The 16,397-nt window shown below is 38.1% G+C and carries 16 protein-coding genes, 1 pseudogene and 1 other annotated feature; of the genes and pseudogenes, 5 read left to right on the top strand and 12 right to left on the bottom strand.

Annotated elements, in window-relative coordinates; translation table 11 throughout:
- The first annotated feature begins 9 nt into the window (after positions 1 to 9).
- The 4 genes and pseudogenes from GHI93_RS09285 to GHI93_RS09270 all read left to right on the top strand — a co-directional run bounded on the left by GHI93_RS09285 (position 10) and on the right by GHI93_RS09270 (position 2,992).
- Positions 10 to 834 (top strand): PTS mannose/fructose/sorbose transporter subunit IIC, encoded by an 825-nt coding sequence (locus tag GHI93_RS09285; RefSeq protein ID WP_153496776.1) that lies wholly within the window; start codon positions 10 to 12, stop codon positions 832 to 834.
- Between the two features lie 11 nt (positions 835 to 845).
- A pseudogene (locus GHI93_RS09280) lies at positions 846 to 1,761 on the top strand (PTS system mannose/fructose/sorbose family transporter subunit IID).
- 62 nt (positions 1,762 to 1,823) lie between these two features.
- On the top strand, positions 1,824 to 2,192 hold the full coding sequence (locus tag GHI93_RS09275) for a DUF956 family protein (protein ID WP_153496775.1): 369 nt from the start codon (positions 1,824 to 1,826) through the stop codon (positions 2,190 to 2,192).
- Positions 2,189 to 2,992: a Cof-type HAD-IIB family hydrolase gene (locus GHI93_RS09270; RefSeq protein ID WP_153496774.1), complete on the top strand. Its 804-nt coding sequence runs from the start codon at positions 2,189 to 2,191 to the stop codon at positions 2,990 to 2,992. The genes GHI93_RS09275 and GHI93_RS09270 overlap by 4 nt, the downstream gene beginning before the upstream one ends.
- A gap of 49 nt (positions 2,993 to 3,041) precedes the next feature.
- Here the strand turns inward: GHI93_RS09270 and GHI93_RS09265 are convergent, their stop codons facing one another.
- From GHI93_RS09265 to infC, 9 genes are all read right to left on the bottom strand, one after another.
- Positions 3,042 to 4,835 (bottom strand): oligopeptide ABC transporter substrate-binding protein, encoded by a 1,794-nt coding sequence (locus GHI93_RS09265; RefSeq protein ID WP_153496773.1) that lies wholly within the window; start codon positions 4,833 to 4,835, stop codon positions 3,042 to 3,044.
- A gap of 250 nt (positions 4,836 to 5,085) precedes the next feature.
- Positions 5,086 to 5,970, bottom strand: a complete 885-nt coding sequence (locus GHI93_RS09260; protein WP_153496772.1) for an ABC transporter permease — start codon at positions 5,968 to 5,970, stop codon at positions 5,086 to 5,088.
- Between the two features lie 10 nt (positions 5,971 to 5,980).
- Complete coding sequence (gene oppB, locus GHI93_RS09255; RefSeq protein ID WP_153496771.1) at positions 5,981 to 6,940, bottom strand: murein tripeptide/oligopeptide ABC transporter permease OppB; 960 nt, start codon at positions 6,938 to 6,940, stop codon at positions 5,981 to 5,983.
- Positions 6,941 to 7,885 (bottom strand): ABC transporter ATP-binding protein, encoded by a 945-nt coding sequence (locus GHI93_RS09250; protein WP_153496770.1) that lies wholly within the window; start codon positions 7,883 to 7,885, stop codon positions 6,941 to 6,943.
- A 6-nt stretch (positions 7,886 to 7,891) separates the two neighbouring features.
- Positions 7,892 to 8,908: an ABC transporter ATP-binding protein gene (locus GHI93_RS09245; protein WP_153496769.1), complete on the bottom strand. Its 1,017-nt coding sequence runs from the start codon at positions 8,906 to 8,908 to the stop codon at positions 7,892 to 7,894.
- A 210-nt stretch (positions 8,909 to 9,118) separates the two neighbouring features.
- Positions 9,119 to 10,822 (bottom strand): bifunctional lysylphosphatidylglycerol flippase/synthetase MprF, encoded by a 1,704-nt coding sequence (locus tag GHI93_RS09240; protein WP_153496768.1) that lies wholly within the window; start codon positions 10,820 to 10,822, stop codon positions 9,119 to 9,121.
- A 114-nt stretch (positions 10,823 to 10,936) separates the two neighbouring features.
- Entirely contained in the window at positions 10,937 to 11,296 is a 360-nt protein-coding gene (gene rplT / locus GHI93_RS09235; protein WP_153496767.1) for a 50S ribosomal protein L20, read from the bottom strand.
- Positions 11,297 to 11,410: 114 nt separating this feature from the next.
- Positions 11,411 to 11,611 (bottom strand): 50S ribosomal protein L35, encoded by a 201-nt coding sequence (gene rpmI, locus GHI93_RS09230; protein WP_096817730.1) that lies wholly within the window; start codon positions 11,609 to 11,611, stop codon positions 11,411 to 11,413.
- Between the two features lie 87 nt (positions 11,612 to 11,698).
- A complete protein-coding gene (gene infC, locus GHI93_RS09225; protein WP_153496766.1) occupies positions 11,699 to 12,193 on the bottom strand; it encodes a translation initiation factor IF-3 in 495 nt (164 codons plus the stop codon).
- Positions 12,194 to 12,248: 55 nt separating this feature from the next.
- Positions 12,249 to 12,377: a sequence feature (ribosomal protein L20 leader region), on the bottom strand.
- A 182-nt stretch (positions 12,378 to 12,559) separates the two neighbouring features.
- Between infC and GHI93_RS09220 the strand changes: the two genes are divergently transcribed.
- Positions 12,560 to 13,078 carry a hypothetical protein gene (locus tag GHI93_RS09220; RefSeq protein ID WP_153496765.1) on the top strand — a complete coding sequence of 173 codons (519 nt, stop codon included), beginning with the start codon at positions 12,560 to 12,562 and terminating at the stop codon, positions 13,076 to 13,078.
- 17 nt (positions 13,079 to 13,095) lie between these two features.
- Here GHI93_RS09220 and GHI93_RS09215 read toward each other — a convergent pair whose 3' ends face one another.
- The 3 genes from GHI93_RS09215 to GHI93_RS09205 all read right to left on the bottom strand — a co-directional run bounded on the left by GHI93_RS09215 (position 13,096) and on the right by GHI93_RS09205 (position 16,349).
- Positions 13,096 to 13,791 (bottom strand): HAD family hydrolase, encoded by a 696-nt coding sequence (locus GHI93_RS09215; RefSeq protein ID WP_153496764.1) that lies wholly within the window; start codon positions 13,789 to 13,791, stop codon positions 13,096 to 13,098.
- 49 nt (positions 13,792 to 13,840) lie between these two features.
- Positions 13,841 to 15,724, bottom strand: a complete 1,884-nt coding sequence (mnmG, locus tag GHI93_RS09210; RefSeq protein WP_153496763.1) for a tRNA uridine-5-carboxymethylaminomethyl(34) synthesis enzyme MnmG — start codon at positions 15,722 to 15,724, stop codon at positions 13,841 to 13,843.
- Between the two features lie 229 nt (positions 15,725 to 15,953).
- Positions 15,954 to 16,349 (bottom strand): DUF1033 family protein, encoded by a 396-nt coding sequence (locus GHI93_RS09205; protein WP_153496762.1) that lies wholly within the window; start codon positions 16,347 to 16,349, stop codon positions 15,954 to 15,956.
- Between the last annotated feature and the right edge of the window lie 48 nt (positions 16,350 to 16,397).

Here is a 16,397-nt window from a genome sequence, read left to right as displayed (position 1 = left end):
GGAGAAATAATGAGTTTTATATCTATAATTTTTGTTTTGATCATTGCCTTTATCGCAGGGATGGAAAGTGTATTAGATTCCTTTGAATTACATCAGCCCATCGTTGCTTGCTCCTTGATTGGAATCGCAACAGGACACATCATTCCTTGTGTCATCTTAGGGGGAACCCTTCAAATGATTGCTCTTGGATGGGCAAACGTCGGAGCTGCTATGGCACCTGATGCTGCTTTAGCCTCAGTTGCTTCAGCAATTATTCTTGTTCAATCTCACGATTGGGCAAAAAATCCAAACGTTTCTTTATCTGAAATCACAACCATCATCGGAATGGCTGTAGCACTTGCAACTGCAGGACTTGCCTTGACAATGATCGTCCGCACATTGACCGTCTTTATCGCACACCAAGCCGATGCAGCAGCGCGTCATAGCTCATTTTTTGGTGTACAACTCTGGCATTTAGTTGGATTAGCACTTCAAGGATTGCGTGTTGCCATTCCTGCTGGTATTTTACTTTCTGTTGCACCAAGTGTCGTTCAAAAAGGATTAGAAGCAATCCCAGCATGGCTCACTGGAGGACTTTCAGTTTCTGGTGGGATGATTGTTGCTGTCGGATATGCCATGGTTATCAATATGATGGCCACACGCGAAGCTTGGCCTTTCTTCATTCTTGGTTTAGCCCTTGCGCCAATCATGCAATTAACATTGCTCTCGCTTGGTTTGATTGGTGTCGCTTTGACCATCATCTACATGTCTGTCATGTTAACAGCAGAAAAAAGTTCAGGCTCTGGTGGCGGTGGAAACGGCGATCAACTTGGAACAATTTTGGATAACTACTAAGGAGTGTAACAATGGCTGAAAAAATTAAATTAACAAAAAATGATCGTCTGAAAGTCAACGTACGCTCATGGTGGTTATTAGGTTCATACAACTACGAAAGAATGCAAAATATCGGGATTGCCTTTTCATTGATTCCCGCAATCAAAAAACTCTACCCTAAAAAAAGAAGATCAAGCCGCAGCTTTGAAACGCCATTTGGAATTCTTCAACACTCACCCCTACGTTGCTGCACCTATTTTAGGAGTAACGATGGCGCTTGAAGAAGAACGTGCTTCTGGTTCTTCTATCGTTGACGATACTGCCATCCAAGGAACAAAGATCGGAATGATGGGTCCTTTGGCTGGAATCGGAGATCCGCTCTTTTGGTTTACATTACGTCCCATCATTGGAGCAATCGCTGCAAGTTTGGCCGTTAGTGGGTCATTAGTAGCTCCCGTCTTTTTTGTCCTTGTCTGGAATATCATCCGCATCGTATTTATGTGGTACACCCAAGAATTAGGCTATAAACAAGGGGTTCAAATCACCAAAAATGTCACTTTACTCAGTACCATCACACGTGGTGCTGGACTTCTTGGAATGTTTATCATGGGTGTATTGATTGAGCGATGGGTCAGCATTAATTTCATCACCCAAGTTTCAAAAGTCAAACTCCAAAAAGGAGCATACATCGACTTTAACAGCTTCCATGGAAATCTTCAAAGTTCAGATTTACAAACGATTCTTCAACAATATGCAGGAGGTTACTCCTTATCCAACATGCAAGTCACTACGCTGCAAAACAATTTGGATAAATTACTTCCAGGATTAGCAGGCGTTTTATTGACCTTCTTGTGCATGTGGTTATTGCGCAAAAAAGTCTCTCCAGTACTTTTGATTTTAGGCATCTTTGTTGTTGGTATTTTAGCACACGTCGTTGGAATCTTATAAACATACCACAAAAGTCTCTCCATCACTGGATGGACTTTATTTTTTATAAAGGAGGATGAAAATTGGTTGAATCATTAAACACGGTACATGATCATGTGGTAGATGCTGTTTTTATATCAGGTTTTGCAAAATATGGTCAAATCATGGTTGGCGATCGTGCGTTTGAATTTTTTAAAAATGGAAATCCAAACGATCACTTCGCATTTCGATGGTCAGAAATTGAAAAAATTGAAGTAGAGGTACACGGAGAAAAAGTAGGGAGATTTTTTGCACTCATTCTTGAAAATCACCAAAAATTACGTTTTTCATCCAATCAAACTGGACCATTAATGCGTGTCATCCGCGATCGCATTGGGAATGAAAAAATCATTAAAGCCCCTACTTTTGGCCGATCACTTACAAAATTGTTTCGTAAAAGGAGGAAATCATGACAATAAAATTGGTCATCACAGACATTGATGGCACCATTTTAAATGACCAGCACCACTTAGATTCAGGATTGAAAAAGGCCGTTAAAAAGTTAAAAAAAATGGATATTCCTTTCATTTTAGCTTCTGCAAGAGCACCATCTGGCATGATTGAGCTTCTAAAAATGCTAAACATCCCTGATTTCCCATTGGTTAGTTTCAATGGTGCACTGATTGGACATTGGAAAATAGACCAGTTTTATCCCTTAATCGAACATCCGCTCGCCAAAAAGGAGTTAAAACTCATACTTGATTTTGTGACGACTCAACACCCCAACCTCTCCATCAACCTTTACACATCTAATGACTGGCGCGTTGAAACTTTCGATTCATGGGCTCAAAAAGAAGCCGAGATTGTTAAAACGCTCCCCATCATTGGAAAATTTCCAGACCTTCCCGCACACAAGCTCCTCTTGATTGGAGACGTAAATGAAATCCAAAATACACTTTTAGGACTCAAAACACTTGGACTTACACGCACCTCCTTTAATTTATCCAAACCAAACTACCTCGAAATCACTTCTTGTGCGTGTTCCAAAAAAACAGCACTTGAAGAAATTGCAAAATACTATCAGCTCCACCCATCAGAAATCTTAGCATTTGGCGATCACTATAACGACCTTGAGATGCTAAAAGCTGCAGGTTGTGGCATCGCAATGGGAAATGCTCCTCAACCCGTAAAAAATGAAGTTGATTACATCACGACAAGTAATAACGAAAATGGTGTTTCTAAAGCCTTAACAACTTATCTCTTTGAAAAATAAGACGACATAAAAAAGATTTAAACTTGAGTTTAAATCTTTTTCTTATTCATTATTTCGAAGCTGGCGTATTAGATGAGACTCCAATTTCTGACCAACCGTAATTATCCCCATAATCAAGCGTCATTCCTGTAACACGTTTATTGACTGGCGTATAAGAAATTGAGAAGTTTGTTGGAACAACATAAGCTTTTTTAACCATATCATTTGAGTAAGTGACAAAAGCTTGTTTACGGTACGTTGGATCTTCTGATTTTTCAGAGTCAATATCATTCAAATCTTTAGTGATTTGTGGATCATTAAAGTGACCGAAGTTATAAGGTGCCGCTGCTGAGAATAAATCTTGTTGAGAAGGTTCTGATGAAAGTGACCAAGCTCCATCAGTAATATCCCAGTCATTTGCTCCTGGAGGAGTCGTCATATGGTCAACCCAAGAATTGAATTCCATCAATTTTCCATTGTAAAGTGTGACTTTAGCTCCAATTTTCTTCCATTGTTGGATATAGTTTTGAGCAATAGTTTCTTGATTGGCGTCTCCTTGACGTGCGGCATAAACAAGAGACAACTCTTTACCGTCTTTTTCACGATAACCTGTGCTCTTATTGACTTTCCAACCATCATTTTCCAGTAATTTCTTAGCTTTATCCAAATTTTGTTTTTCATAAGCTTTTGCACTTGGATCTGTAAATTGTTTGAAGATTGGTGGAATCATACCATTTGCAGGCGTTGATAATCCATTGCTGAATTTTGCATCAACTTCTGCGACATTTCTTGCATAAGCAACCGCTTGACGAACAGCTTGATCTTGAAGAGGTGTTTTACGATCTTGAATATTCACAGATTTCGCAGTGTCATAATGTCCAAGATTGTAATACATCAATGAAATATACAACGCTTGATTTCCAAGAGTCACATAACCTTTGACATCTTTCACTTGTTTGTATTGACTATTTGCCATTCCATTGATAACATCATATTTTCCTGCCTTCATCGCCGAAACAGCTTTGGCCGTTGAGACCGTAGAGTAGATGATGGACTTCAATTTGGGTTTTTCACCATAATAGTATTCATTCGGAACATACTTGATAGACTCACCTGTGACGATATTCACTGGTTTGAATGGACCAAATACCAATGGTTTTGTCGTCGTTTTTGGACTTGAAGCTAAATCTTTAGGTGCAACATCTTTCAAATAATTGTAAGGTACCGCAGATTCAAGGAAATAACCATTTCCTGATTGCGTGAATCCTGGTTTATTATCTTTAAATTGGATTTTAACCACTTTTCCATTTTCACCGTCTGGGTATGTAATTCCAGAGATTGTTTTGGCTTTTCCAGTATGGAAATCATCCATTCCGACAATATTAGAAAGTGAATCTGTCCAACGACTTGAACCATAAGCAGGGTTTGCAATGATCTCATATTGGAATTCATAGTCTTTTGCAGTAACCTCAGAACCATCAGACCATTTCAAATCTTTACGCAACGTAACCGTTGCTGTTTTTGCATCCTTATCAAAAGTAATGTCTGCTGGACCTCCTTTTTGGATCTTAAATGCACTATTAACATTGAAAAGTGCGCCTCCAGAAGGAGCTGACATCGCAGCAAATGTAGCATCATCGCTGAGCCCGCCCAACCATTGTGCTTTAAATGGTGAATCCGATTCATAAGCAACATTCAACTCTCCACCCTTGATTGGTTTTGCTTTATTATCGTAAGCGACTTTAAAATCTCCTACTTTAAGCACTTTTGCTGAGCTTGTTGTAGATGAGTTACCACAAGCACTCAATGCTGCTGCTGCAACGACCAACCCAGTTGCAAGAAGTGTAATTTTCGTTTTTTTCATCCGTTTTTCTCCAAATATAATATTTTCAAAAGTCATCCAAATTCTTTTTCGAATTTACACCGCTTTGCAATTTTGAGGGAAATCAGTCTTGGAATTACTGAAAAAATTGAAAAGCAGTGTAAATTCGAAAGTAACAATTCAGGATTACTTTCAAATTCCATTTTTGATTATTTCTTTAACGTCAGATAACCAAATGACAAGCTTAATGAGTTAATTAATTAATTGATTGATTGATTGATTGATTGATTGATTAATTTGTAGATTGTCGTTGGTCCGCTACACGTCTGAGGGCTTGACCAATAAATATGGTTCCTAAAATGACAATTACGATAAGTACCGTTGCAGGAACCCATGTCCAAGGCATCGCCGTCATGGTTTGAGGGTTGGTTGCTTCACTCACCATAGATCCAAGAGAAGGCGTTCCAGCTGGAAGACCAAAACCTAAGAAACTAAGTCCTGTTTCAAGACCAATATTACCCGCCAAAACTAAAGTGGATTCAGCAATGATAATGGACGATAAATTCGGCCATATCTCACGGAACATGATTTTCAGATTTGATGTTCCAGAGGTTTTAGAAGCGCGAACATAATCTCGATTAACTTCTGTCAATGTTCTTGCGCGAATCAACCGCGTTGTTCCAATCCAACTAAAGATACACATAATCCCAATCAATGACCAAGCATTAAATTTGGGGATGATGGTCACTAAAACAATAATGATCATCAAATTAGGTAAAATCATGACAAAGTCTGTAAATCTCATAAAAATGAAGTCGACTTTTCCTCCAAAATACCCTGTTGTCACCCCTAAAACATTTCCGACAAATAGTGTAAAAAGCGTTACTGCAATAGCGATATTAAAGGAATTTCTAGCACTGATGATTAACATCAAAATGATGTCTCGTCCGCCCACATCGGTGCCAAGCAGATGTCCATTCGTCAGCGGTGCTAAGTACTGATCCATGATATTCACATCTACATAACTTGTCTTTTTAATAAACATTGCTGTCACATAGACACCGACAAATAATATCACAAGAATAATACTTGAATACAGTGCTAATTTATCATTTCTGATTTCTCTTTTAATGCCATGAGTTAATGACATTGTATTTTTTTGTTTTTTATCTGACATCTTCTCCCCCTTACTGAATCCGAATTCGAGGATCAACCAGTGCCATGATAACATCTGACAAAAGTGCTCCAAGAAGTCCTAAGAAACCATTAAGCAAAATCAATGCCGTAATCATCGAATAATCTCGACCTGTGATGGATTGAATAAATAAATACCCAAGTCCAGGATAACCAAAGATTGTTTCTGCAAAAATAGCACCGCTCAATAATCCAGTAATGACAAATCCAAAGTTTGCCGCAATTGGAAGAGAAGCATTTCTTAAAATGTGACGTGTAAAGATGTATTTTTCTTTTACACCTTTAGCACGAGCTGTTCTAACATAATCTTGCGTTTCTTCATCCAAAATTCCTGAACGGAAATAAGTAAAGATCCCGACCGTCCCAAGAATAGCCATCGTAAAGGCAGGCAAAATCATGTGATAGATGCGACTGAATAACACAGGAAAGAAACCAATCGCGTTTGGGCTGACCGTTCCTCCTGTTGGAAACCATTTGAGTGTAAATCCAAAAATAACAATCATCACGAGATAAATCACGTAAGGTGGAAGTCCAAAAGTGATGGAATTGTACGTCAGCCATAGCTTATCTTGCCATTTGCCTTCATTTTTCGCAGCAGAGATCGACATCGGTACTGCAAACACATAAGTCAGCACAACAGACAACAAGGAGAGCCAAAATGTATTAATGGCTCGTTGGCCAATCACTGTCGTCACTGGCATATGAAGATTATATGACATGCCTAAATCACCATGGATAGCGTGCCCTACCCACCGCAAATATTGTTCCCACCAGGGATCGTATAATCCTGCAGCTCTTCGTAAGGCATCGATTTCATGCAAGTCTGTTTTTGCTCCGATTAATCCTGAGAATGGATCACCAGGCATCATTTTAGCAAACAAGAAAACAAGAATGCTCAAAATAATCAACTGAGGAATCATCAACAGAATGCGTCTAATAATTACTTTCCACATTTATTTTGTTCCTCCTTCAGGTAGTGCTGCCCAGTGCATCTCGCCAATTTTCTTTAGAGGGAGCGCACGTCCGTCTTTATCATAGAAAAGGTACTTTTGTTCTTCAAAAGTTTTTTCTACTTGAAGTCGGTTTGCTTTATTTTCTTGCCTTTTGGAGACATCAATGGATGGAATCGCAGATAATAAACGCTTCGTATAAATGTGTTTAGGATCATTAAATATTGCTTCACGAGACCCTTTTTCAACGATGCGACCATAATGCATCACTGCAATATTGTCAGTCATGTGTCGAACAACACCCAAATCGTGTGAGATAAACAAAAATGCAATTCCCATTTCTTTTTGAATTTGTTTCATAAAATTCAAAACTTGAGCTTGTACAGATAAGTCAAGTGCTGAGACTGGTTCATCTGCAACAATTAATTTGGGATTTGTTGCAACAGCACGTGCAATCCCAATTCTTTGACGCTGTCCTCCTGAAAATTGGTGCGGATATTGACTTAATGTCTGTTGCGGAAGCCCCACAATATCTAGCAAATCATTAACACGCTGTCTTTCACTTATTGGATCTAATTTTTCAAAATTTCGAATCGGCTCTGAAATGATGTCATAAATATTTTTCCGTGGATTCAAACTTGACATTGAATCTTGAAAAATCATCTGAACATCTTTATTGTATTTTAATTTATTTCGTGTGCTCTTTTTGCTAATGTCTTGACCTTTATAAATCATTTCGCCAGATGTCATGTTTTCAAGTCCAACAATCGTTTTTCCAATCGTTGTTTTTCCTGAGCCAGACTCACCAACTAAACCAACTGTTTCTCCTTCGTTGATAGTCAAATCAATCCCATCAACAGCATATACATTATCTGTCACGCGATTGAAAAATCCTGATCGTATAGGATAATGTACCTTTAGATTTTTTAATGTTAAAATTTCATTCATTATTTCTTATGCTTCCCCTCCATCTGGAAATTCAAAAGTTTTCCATGCTTCTCCACGTACAAAGTGATCAGGGGAAACTTCCGCCATTTTTTCTGCAACGACCTTGTCAGCTAGATTTTGCATCCATGGCACACGTTGTAAGAATAAATCCTTATCATGTTCCATATCAATAAGTGCAGGAACACGTCCTGGGATCACATAAAGATCGTCTGATGTTGTCTCTGCCGAAGGGATTGATCTCAAAAGAGATCGTGTATAGGGATGTTTGGGGTGAGTAAATAGTTCTTGTGCTGAGGCTTTTTCAACTAACTGCCCCGCATACATGACAGCAACAGTGTCTGCGATTTCTGCAACGACACCTAAATCATGTGTTATTAAAATAACCCCTGCGTTTTTCCTTTTTTGAACATCCAGGATTAAATCTAAAATTTGTGCTTGGATTGTTACATCTAATGCCGTTGTTGGCTCGTCTGCAATAATCAAGTCAGGATCATTTGCAATGGCTATAGCAATCATCACTCGCTGTCTCATCCCACCTGAGAGCTCATGGGGAAATTGATTTGCAACACGTTCAGGATTTGGAATGCCTACTTGATTTAGTAGTTGAATGATCCGATCGTTTTGTTCTTTTTCTGGATAAACATCATGAACAGCCATCATTTCTTTAATCTGTAAACCAATTTTCATGAGCGGATTAAGCGCTGCTAGAGGATCTTGGAAAATCATTCCCGCTTTGTTTCCTCTGATTTTTGACATCTGATCGCCAACTTTACCAACAATTTCTTCACCATCCAAAACAATCGAGCCTGTAATACGAGACTGTTTGGGATTATGTAACCCCATGATTGCTGTCGCAAATGTACTCTTTCCTGAGCCAGATTCGCCAACAATCGCCAAAACCTCGCCACGTTTCACGTCCAAATCGACATGGTAAATCGCATCCAAAAACTCTCCTCCAATGCGAAAAGAAACACTTACCTCTTTTGCTTTCAAGAGCGTTTGATCATCACTTATACTCTTCATTTTCCCTCCACTCAAAGTATAATTTTATTAAATTTATTACTTTTTTTTTCAGACTTTAAGACTGTATTAAGATAAGGATGATTATACTCTTTTTTATAAATTGTGTCAATAATTATGATAACTCTAAATAAAAAAACTGTTCTCATTATTGTAAAATTAACGATACATTGTATTGCTTAATTAACAAAAAAGCTGTCAGTACTGACAGCTTTAATTTTCAGAGTGAATTCGTAATTTTTCCATGATCATCTTATTAATCCCGCGTGGGTTTTGAGCTTTAACCATCGCGTAAGCGAAATTTGGACCAAAAACTTTAGGCGAAATCGCAATGTAACGTGGTTGCCAATCGGTCGGTGCCCATTTTTTCTTCGCCTGATAAAGTCCTTTAAAACCGTACACACCATTGAGATTCTCATAAACGAACTGAAAGAGTTGTGTGGTGATGGATCTATCATCTTTATCCATATTTGCCAAAGGGCAGAGTCCGATGTTGCCCCATTTGACCCCTTCTTGTGCCATTTTTTCAAATGCTTGTGCAAAAATAATTTCCATTGAACCATTGGGTGCATCGTTTCTGCGCCGCGTCACATCAGCCATATAGCCATTATTTTGGGCATAAGGAACAAATATAATGAAGGCCTGCATCTTTCCTTGCGAATTTTCTGAATAAAAATAACGTCTTCCCAAAGGATTTTCAAGAGAAAGTCCACCGAGCATGAATCCCATCTCTGCTCCCTTTCCTTTCATCCATTCTTTAGAAATCTCTGAAATTTCTCGTTCAATGGTCACATTGCGCTGTTTTGTAGGCTCATATTCTTTAACAATCAACCCATTTTTTTTCGCATGATTAATATTTGCACGCGTTTTCGCACGTGCTTTTCCAGCTAGACTAAACCCGCTAGATAGATCAATACAGGCATCCTCCCCAATTTTTATCAATCCAAAATCTTGTCCTTCATAAACAGATTGATAGTCATCTGTAATGTCCATAAATAACATTTTCCAATTATTTTTATAAGCAAATCGACGAATTTCTGAGAGAAAAATCACAGCATTTTCTTTTGCACAAATCATATCCCCACAAATCACCATGATATTATTTACCATGACATATGCAATCACTCCTTCAACCATTTCCCCAAAAAAGTAATGCTTATCAGACATCATCGTCATATAATCCATCGGATTTTTTCCAAAACGTTGGACAAGATCAAACGTTTTTTTGCGTTCTAATGAACTGACAAAGGGATTGTAAACCAAAGGTTTTAGCACCAAAAATGCAGCAATAACGATACAAGCCCAACTCACAATAATCAATGAAAAAGCAAAAAAGCGTACATTGTCGTTATAATTTGAAAGATTGAAATCCATCAAAAACAAAAAACGAATGGAGTCATTAAAACTTAGCACTGCATTGTGAGACCCTTGATAATTATTACTCAAAAGGCTCAGGGATAATAGCGTATTAAATAGTGCCATCGCAAATGGGACGACTGCAATAATCAGCCCACGCCTCATGTTGAGTCGCTCAGAAGAACGACTGAAATCTTTGTACGTCGCCCCCAAAACAATCAAAATAAATAAGGAAATCGCGGCATTGATTGAAAAAAGCGGTCGTGCCATGACCAAATGAAGTCCTAACAGGACAGATTGTGTCACCATTGCAATAATCCAAGCTGATCGAACATATCTAAACAAGTTAAAACTGACTAAAAGTCCGATAAAGCCTAAGACAAAAGCCAAAATAAAATGCGTGTTTAGTCCAAAAGGAGCGACAAAGCGATAATAATTCATCGTTCTGTGATACCCAAACGGATGAATCCTCCAGATGTACAGTCCAACGACATTACTTAAACTGATTAATAACATTAACGTCATTGCACTATTTTGCAAGACGGACTTCACTCGTTGCATTTATTTTCCTAACTCTTATTTTCTTATTCTCATTTTAAATCATATCACAAAAGTTAATATTTTATCAACTTTTGTCTGAAACAATGAAAAAAAAGCCCTGCGGCTTTTTAATTTTTATTTTGCAAGCGCAGCTTTTGCAGCATCAGCAAGTACAGTAAATGCAGCAGCATCTGTAATCGCCAAATCAGAAAGCATTTTACGGTTGATTTCAATTTCAGCCAATTTCAAACCGTGCATCATTTTGCTGTATGAAAGTCCGTTCATGCGAGCAGCTGCATTGATCCGTGCAATCCACAATTTACGGAAGTCGCGTTTCTTTTGACGACGATCGCGGAATGCGTAGTAGTATGAGTTCATGACTTGTTCATGAGCTGTCTTGAAGAGCTTATGCTTTGCTCCATAATATCCTTTAGCGAGTTTTAAAACGCGTTTACGACGCGCACGAGTTGCAACGCTACCTTTAACACGAGCCATTTGTGTTTCTCCTTTATTTCTTAGAAATTTTTATTTCTGTCAGTACTGACAGCATTTTTCAGATTTTATATGTCTTCTGTCAGTACTGACAGAATTCGTCAGGCATGAAAAAAATTATTTCATCCCTACAAGCATCCGTTTGATGCGTTTAAAGTCGGATTTAGAAACCATTGTTCCTTTACGCAATTGACGACGTTGTTTCACTGTCTTACCGTGGAAACGGTGAGATGTATAAGCGTGAAAGCGTTTAAGACCGCCTGAACCTGTACGTTTGAAACGTTTTGCAGATGCACGGTGAGTTTTTTGTTTTGGCATTTTATTTTCTCCTTTGTGATTAGAGTTAAATGTTAACCCTGTTGATTGGTGCCACATGCAACGCTCATTGCCTTTGAGCAATGCCCATTATTTTTTAAGAGGGGCGAGTTGTAAGAACATTTGGCGACCATCCATTTTGGCACGTTGTTCAACCATCGCAACTTCTTTTGTTGCATCAGCAAACTTGTCCATAACTTGACGACCCACATCTTGGTGAGTAATCATCCGACCTTTAAATCGGATTGAAACCTTAACTTTATTTCCTTTTTCAAGAAACTTAATGGCTTGGCGAAGTTTTGTATCAAAGTCATTTTGGTCAATCACAGGTGACAAACGCACTTCTTTGACTTCAATAACGGCTTGCTTAGCCTTTTGCTCTTTCAACTTCTTTTTTTGTTGGAACATGAATTTAGTATAATCCATGATTTTCGCAACTGGGGGTTCTTGATTAGAAATCAAAACCAAGTCCATATTAAGATTTTCAGCTTGTGTGAGGGCTTCAGCAGTTGGTGTAACACCAAGTTGCTCACCTTCAGCACCAATGAGACGAACCTCACGAGCACGGATTGCACCGTTCATCATAGGTTTTCTGTTGTCTTGTTTAGCTATCTTCGTTCTCCTTCTATAAAAATTTATTTAAGAAAAACAAAAGCGGAACGACAATCTCGCCCCGCTCATGAAAACATTCGTTTTTTGTGAATAATTCCATTCGTTTGCCCAGGGCTGTAACCACTAAGGCGAGAAGCGGGTGCTTCTGCTTTTCAACTCTACTAGTATATCATAATTCCAAGTTGATTGTCAATCAAAAACTATTTATCTTCAAAGTTCGTCTTGTTTAATGACCTTTCCCCACGATTCAGTCATCGATATCATTTTAATAAATAAGAAAAAAATGATAAAATAATTAGAAATAAACCTATAAAAAATCAAAAAATGAAAGGAAATACCATGAATTTTTATGAATTAGAACACCTTGCCTCTGAAATCAGTAAAACTGAAAATTGGTGTCCGCACAAGAAAGTGATGTACGGACATCATGTGCTTTCAACGCTCCATCTTCCAAAAGCCGAACACAAAAGTTCTCGTTTACGATTTATGCCAATCGTCTCAAAAGTGGTCGAAGAGCTCGTGCAGATGGAACATCTCATGATCAAGCATTCTTTACTTGTCACAAAAACCATGACAGATCGAAAAAAGTTACCAAAAAAAGCGCGCGTAAAAAATAAAACACAATCAGGAATTTTCTATGTACTCCACGAAAACTGCTGGCTTGAGCGTTTGAATACACCTGAAAAAAATATTGTGCTTGTCGTGACAGGGAACTTAGTCGGTGAATTTTCATTTTTTAGTCAAGAAAAAAATAAATTATATCTCCATCGATTCAAATTTGAACAAAAAGGGATTTTTGATTTTGACTTTTTACAAAATTCCTCCCTCTACATTCCAAATCTTGCCTTAAAACATTAAAAATGAGAGTTTGCCTCTCATTTTTTTAGTTCATTTTTTTCGATTGCATCTAAAAAATCGGCAATGGTTTGAAATTCAAAAGTAGCACCAGTTTCTTTTTCTTGACCAATATATACTCCTGTCATTCCCAATTTTTGAGCAGGAATGATGTCGTGAACGAGCGTGTCTCCAACCATCAGAGTCTCACTGACCGCATAATGTTCATTTTTAAGAACGCACTTAAAAATCGCCTCATCTGGTTTTTGAAGGCCCACTTCTTCTGAAATATAAACTGGAAACATTCCTTCAAATCCAAATTGACGTATTTTTTCACGCTGTTCCCAACTTCCACCATTACTTAAAATCGAAATTGCATACGTTTTTGAAAGCGTTAAGAGTCGATCAACTAGCACGTCGTCTCGTTTAATTTCATCAATCAATGCCGTCAAATAAATATCAAAAAAATTTTTGATAAATAACGGTTTATAAGGAATATCAAAATAATCTAAAACCAGTCGCACGCGCTCTTCACGCCCGAACGCCACTGAGATTTCCCCCTGATGAATTTGCTCCCAAATCTTTTGATCAAAAATCAGATACTGCGCCATAAATTCATCAATCGTGACTGTATCTAATGGCAATAATTCTAAAAAAATGCGACGGTGGGCCAAATTCCAATATTTTTTTAAAGGAAACAAGGTATTATCCCAATCAAAAATAATATTTTTAAACATCAGCCTCCTTTTTCACCTTCCTATTTTATTATTCTAAGTCCATTTTTAATTAATGTGCTTCAAGATAAACCATCAAGATACTGATATCTGCTGGATTTACTCCAGAAATTCGACTGGCTTGTCCTAAAGTTTCAGGATTAATTTTTTTAAATTTTTGACGTGCTTCTGTCGCAATCGAATCTAAAGCATCCCAATCCATACTTTTTGGAATTTTCTTTTCTTCCAAACGATGCATTTTTTCCACCTGAGCCATGGCTTTTTTTATATAGCCCTCATAAGTTACTTCAGTCTCAATCAGATCAATCACTGTGCGATCGATTTTTTTCGGTGCTGTGCCAATAAAAGAAGCTAAATCTTGATAATGAACTTCGGGCCGTTTCAAGAAATCTACTGCTGTCATTGCATCTTTAATTGGACCAAATCCCATCATTCCAAGTTTTTCTTGTACTTCTACACTAGGTTTGATTTTTTCTGTGTTCAACCGCTGCATTTCTTGATTAAATTGCGCCATCTTAGCTTGAAAAACCTCCCAGCGCTCATCATCAACCAGTCCTTTTTCACGTCCAATCGCAGTGAGACGCATGTCAGCATTATCATGGCGTAAAATCAAACGATATTCTGCACGCGAGGTTAAAAGACGATAAGGTTCAACTGTTCCTTTCGTGACTAAGTCATCAATCATCACACCGATGTAGGCCTCACTTCGTTTCAAAATCATTTCTGGTTTTCCTAAAACTTGAAGCGCGGCATTCATTCCAGCCACTAACCCTTGGCCAGCAGCTTCTTCATAGCCAGATGTTCCATTGGTTTGGCCTGCTGTGAATAATCCTGAAATAAGTTTCGTTTCAAGTGTTGGACGAAGTTGATGTGGGAAAATCATATCGTATTCAATGGCATATCCAGTTCGCATCATCTCAACATTTTCAAGCCCTGGAATGGTCTTAAGTGCAGCAAATTGCACATCTTCTGGCATAGAAGTTGAAAAGCCTCCTACATAAATTTCATCTGTGTTTCGTCCTTCTGGTTCAAGAAAAAGTTGATGACGTGGCTTATCTGCAAAACGTGTGATTTTATCTTCAATCGAAGGACAATACCGCGGGCCAACCCCCTTTACAATTCCTGAAAATAAAGGAGCCCGGTGTAAATTGTTTCGAAGAATATTATGGGTGTTCTCAGAGGTATAAGTCAAATAACAAGGAATTTGATCTTTCAAATACTGTTCATCTTTGGATAAATAACTGAAATGATTCGGTTTTTCATCTCCTGGTTGAATTTCTGTTTTAGAATAATCAATCGAGCTTTTTAGGACACGTGGGGGAGTTCCTGTTTTAAATCGACCAATTTCAAATCCTAATTCACGCAGATGATTTGCTAAGCCAATAGAAGGAAGTGAATTATTTGGACCCGAACTGTATTTCAAATCGCCAATAATAATTTCACCACGTAATGCTGTTCCTGTAGTAATAATCACCGCTTTAGCTTTATAACATGTCCCTGTCTGAGTTCTTACGCCAATGACTTTTTTTTGTTCATCGTCTGTTAATAGCGATTCGACCATTCCTTGCCTGAGCGTCAAATTTTCTTGCCGCTCAATCGTATGTTTCATTTCATCTGAATACAGTTGTTTATCAGCTTGGGCACGTAATGCTCTCACAGCCGGTCCTTTTCCTGTATTTAGCATTTTCATTTGAATGTAAGTTTTATCAATATTTCGTCCCATTTCACCGCCTAGAGCATCGATTTCTCTGACGACAATGCCTTTTGCTGATCCTCCAACAGAAGGATTGCAAGGCATGAATGCGACCATGTTCAAATTGATGGTTAGAAGGAGTGTTGATGTTCCCATTCGAGCGGCTGCAAGTGCGGCCTCAACACCCGCGTGTCCTGCTCCAATGACGATCACATCATATTCTTCTTGAAATTGAGTTGGCATGATTTTTTCCTTATTTCTTTAAAAATTCAAGTTGGCCTAATTTTGGCAAACAAAAAAGCCAAAGCTAGTGAAAAATACATCTTTTCAATCGTAGCTGGTACGACAAAAAACACCTATTTTCCCGAGCTTTGACCATCGAGTCTTTATGATAGTGCTATTTTAACTCTTTTTTTATGATTTATCAAGCACAAATCCTTATTTTTCCATTTCCAAAGGGAGAGTCGATCCTTCAAGCCGTCAAATCCTTTGACATCGCCGATGCATCTGATTTTTTTTGACATCTTTTTTCTGGTTGTTCTGCTGTGGATTTACAATAAGCCCAGCGCCGTTTTTCATCAGGAAGTTCATGCCAGTCTTCTAAGAGTGCGAGACTGTGATACCTTTGTTGATAATCAGAGCATTCTTCACACCACACTTGATCCTTCGTTTCCCAAAATGCAGAGAGTAAGTCATCTTGACTTTTATACTTTTCATAGACTTGCGACATAGACAACCACTGTGATTTATAATATTTTAAAGCTTTTGTAAAATTCTCAAATTCTTCTACGCAAACAATATCTTTCTTCCAATTTTCTAAAAACCACCACGGCTCTTCTGTGCCATACATTAAGATTACTCTATACATGTCTCTCTTTTCGCTGTTCTTATTGTTCTTTACATTTTAGCGAAATTT

Origin of the sequence: Lactococcus hircilactis, assembly GCF_009601015.1 — a bacterium.
Classification (GTDB): domain Bacteria; phylum Bacillota; class Bacilli; order Lactobacillales; family Streptococcaceae; genus Lactococcus; species Lactococcus hircilactis.
This window is presented reverse-complemented; position numbering and strand designations above follow the sequence as displayed.

Coding starts and splice junctions, on each gene's coding strand:
- GHI93_RS09285 (WP_153496776.1), top strand. CDS start 10: ATGAGTTTTATATCTATAATTTTTGTTTTGATCATTGCCTTTATCGCA.
- GHI93_RS09270 (WP_153496774.1), top strand. CDS start 2,189: ATGACAATAAAATTGGTCATCACAGACATTGATGGCACCATTTTAAAT.
- GHI93_RS09265 (WP_153496773.1), bottom strand. CDS start 4,835: ATGAAAAAAACGAAAATTACACTTCTTGCAACTGGGTTGGTCGTTGCA.
- GHI93_RS09260 (WP_153496772.1), bottom strand. CDS start 5,970: ATGTCAGATAAAAAACAAAAAAATACAATGTCATTAACTCATGGCATT.
- oppB (WP_153496771.1), bottom strand. CDS start 6,940: ATGTGGAAAGTAATTATTAGACGCATTCTGTTGATGATTCCTCAGTTG.
- GHI93_RS09250 (WP_153496770.1), bottom strand. CDS start 7,885: ATGAATGAAATTTTAACATTAAAAAATCTAAAGGTACATTATCCTATA.
- GHI93_RS09245 (WP_153496769.1), bottom strand. CDS start 8,908: ATGAAGAGTATAAGTGATGATCAAACGCTCTTGAAAGCAAAAGAGGTA.
- GHI93_RS09240 (WP_153496768.1), bottom strand. CDS start 10,822: ATGCAACGAGTGAAGTCCGTCTTGCAAAATAGTGCAATGACGTTAATG.
- rplT (WP_153496767.1), bottom strand. CDS start 11,296: ATGGCTCGTGTTAAAGGTAGCGTTGCAACTCGTGCGCGTCGTAAACGC.
- rpmI (WP_096817730.1), bottom strand. CDS start 11,611: ATGCCAAAACAAAAAACTCACCGTGCATCTGCAAAACGTTTCAAACGT.
- infC (WP_153496766.1), bottom strand. CDS start 12,193: ATGATGAACGGTGCAATCCGTGCTCGTGAGGTTCGTCTCATTGGTGCT.
- GHI93_RS09220 (WP_153496765.1), top strand. CDS start 12,560: ATGAATTTTTATGAATTAGAACACCTTGCCTCTGAAATCAGTAAAACT.
- GHI93_RS09215 (WP_153496764.1), bottom strand. CDS start 13,791: ATGTTTAAAAATATTATTTTTGATTGGGATAATACCTTGTTTCCTTTA.
- mnmG (WP_153496763.1), bottom strand. CDS start 15,724: ATGCCAACTCAATTTCAAGAAGAATATGATGTGATCGTCATTGGAGCA.
- GHI93_RS09205 (WP_153496762.1), bottom strand. CDS start 16,349: ATGTATAGAGTAATCTTAATGTATGGCACAGAAGAGCCGTGGTGGTTT.